The organism is Sporosarcina sp. 179-K 3D1 HS, assembly GCF_047228905.1.
GTDB lineage: Bacteria > Bacillota > Bacilli > Bacillales_A > Planococcaceae > Sporosarcina.
On sequence record NZ_JBFEGI010000025.1, the window covers coordinates 1 to 2,881 of the forward strand.

At 54.3% G+C, this 2,881-nt stretch carries 1 rRNA gene; it reads right to left on the bottom strand.

Annotated features, from left to right (window positions below):
- Positions 1–2,808, bottom strand: a 23S ribosomal RNA gene (locus tag AB1K83_RS18110); the annotation flags it as partial.
- Positions 2,809–2,881 lie beyond the last annotated feature (73 nt).

Here is a 2,881-nt window from a genome sequence, read left to right on the forward strand (position 1 = left end):
GAGGGGGGCTTCATGCTTAGATGCTTTCAGCATTTATCCCGTCCACACATAGCTACCCAGCGATGCCTTTGGCAAGACAACTGGTACACCAGCGGTGTGTCCATCCCGGTCCTCTCGTACTAAGGACAGCTCCTCTCAAATTTCCTGCGCCCGCGACGGATAGGGACCGAACTGTCTCACGACGTTCTGAACCCAGCTCGCGTACCGCTTTAATGGGCGAACAGCCCAACCCTTGGGACCGACTACAGCCCCAGGATGCGATGAGCCGACATCGAGGTGCCAAACCTCCCCGTCGATGTGGACTCTTGGGGGAGATAAGCCTGTTATCCCCGGGGTAGCTTTTATCCGTTGAGCGATGGCCCTTCCATGCGGAACCACCGGATCACTAAGCCCGTCTTTCGACCCTGCTCGACTTGTAGGTCTCGCAGTCAAGCTCCCTTATGCCTTTGCACTCTACGAATGATGTCCAACCATTCTGAGGGAACCTTTGGGCGCCTCCGTTACACTTTAGGAGGCGACCGCCCCAGTCAAACTGCCCGCCTGACACTGTCTCCTGCCCGGATCACGGGCATGGGTTAGAAGTCCAATACAGCCAGGGTAGTATCCCACCAATGCCTCCATCGAAGCTGGCGCTCCGATTTCCAAGGCTCCTACCTATCCTGTACAGGCTGCACCGGAATTCAATATCAGGTTACAGTAAAGCTCCACGGGGTCTTTCCGTCCTGTCGCGGGTAATGCGCATCTTCACGCATATTATAATTTCACCGAGTCTCTCGTTGAGACAGTGCCCAGATCGTTACGCCTTTCGTGCGGGTCGGAACTTACCCGACAAGGAATTTCGCTACCTTAGGACCGTTATAGTTACGGCCGCCGTTTACTGGGGCTTCAATTCGAAGCTTCGCTTGCGCTGACCTCTCCTCTTAACCTTCCAGCACCGGGCAGGCGTCAGCCCCTATACGTCACCTTACGGTTTTGCAGAGACCTGTGTTTTTGCTAAACAGTCGCCTGGGCCTATTCACTGCGGCTCTCTCGGGCTGTAACACCCTACCAGAGCACCCCTTCTCCCGAAGTTACGGGGTCATTTTGCCGAGTTCCTTAACGAGAGTTCTCTCGATCACCTTAGGATTCTCTCCTCGCCTACCTGTGTCGGTTTGCGGTACGGGCACCTCCCGCCTCGCTAGAGGCTTTTCTTGGCAGCGTGAAATCAGGGACTCCGGGGACAATTCCCCTCGCGGTCACAGCTCAATGTTATAGGAACGGGATTTGCCTCGTTCCACACCTCACTGCTTCGACGCGCATGACCAACAGCGCGCTCACCCTATCCTACTGCGTCCCCCCATTGCTGATAACGGCGGGGAGGTGGTACAGGAATATCAACCTGTTATCCATCGTCTACGCCTTTCGGCCTCGACTTAGGTCCCGACTGACCCTGAGCGGACGAGCCTTCCTCAGGAAACCTTAGGCATTCGGTGGAAGGGATTCTCACCCTTCTTTCGCTACTCATACCGGCATTCTCACTTCCAAGCGCTCCACCAGTCCTTCCGGTCTGGCTTCGACGCCCTTGGAACGCTCTCCTACCACTGACACCAACGGTGTCAATCCACAGTTTCGGTGATCCGTTTAGCCCCGGTACATTTTCGGCGCAGCGCCACTCGACCAGTGAGCTATTACGCACTCTTTAAATGGTGGCTGCTTCTAAGCCAACATCCTGGTTGTCTGGGCAACGCCACATCCTTTTCCACTTAACGGATACTTGGGGACCTTAACTGGTGGTCTGGGCTGTTTCCCTCTCGACTACGGATCTTATCACCCGCAGTCTGACTCCCAAACCTAAATCATCGGCATTCGGAGTTTGTCTGAATTCGGTAACCCGGGATGGGCCCCTAGTCCAAACAGTGCTCTACCTCCGAGATTCGTTGTTTGAGGCTAGCCCTAAAGCTATTTCGGAGAGAACCAGCTATCTCCAGGTTCGATTGGAATTTCACCGCTACCCACACCTCATCCCCGCACTTTTCAACGTACGTGGGTTCGGGCCTCCAGTAAGTGTTACCTTACCTTCACCCTGGACATGGGTAGATCACCTGGTTTCGGGTCTACGACCCCATACTCATGCGCCCTATTCAGACTCGCTTTCGCTGCGGCTCCGCATTCACTGCTTAACCTTGCATGGAATCGTAACTCGCCGGTTCATTCTACAAAAGGCACGCCATCACCCATTAACGGGCTCTGACAACTTGTAGGCACACGGTTTCAGGATCTATTTCACTCCCCTTCCGGGGTGCTTTTCACCTTTCCCTCACGGTACTGGTTCACTATCGGTCACTAGGGAGTATTTAGCCTTGGGAGATGGTCCTCCCGGATTCCGACGGAATTTCACGTGTTCCGCCGTACTCAGGATCCACTCTGGAGGGGATGGATTTTCGGCTACGGGGCTATTACCCGCTGCGGCGGACCTTTCCAGGTCGCTTCGCCTAACCCATCCCTTTGTAACTCCGTATAGAGTGTCCTACAACCCCAGGAAGCAAGCTTCCTGGTTTGGGCTCTTCCCGTTTCGCTCGCCGCTACTCAGGGAATCGAATTTTCTTTCTCTTCCTCCGGATACTTAGATGTTTCAGTTCTCCGGGTCTGCCTCGTTTACGCTATGTATTCACGTAAACGTACTGCCCCATTACGGGCAGTGGGTTTCCCCATTCGGAAATCTCTGGATCAATGCTTACTTACAGCTCCCCAGAGCATATCGGTGTTAGTGCCGTCCTTCATAGGCTCCTAGTGCCAAGGCATCCGCCGTGCGCCCTTTCTAACTTAACCTTCATCGGTTGATCGTTCTGCCATAGCGATATGGCGTCCGGATCGTCAAAAAGTATTGCATGTTCAATCACTA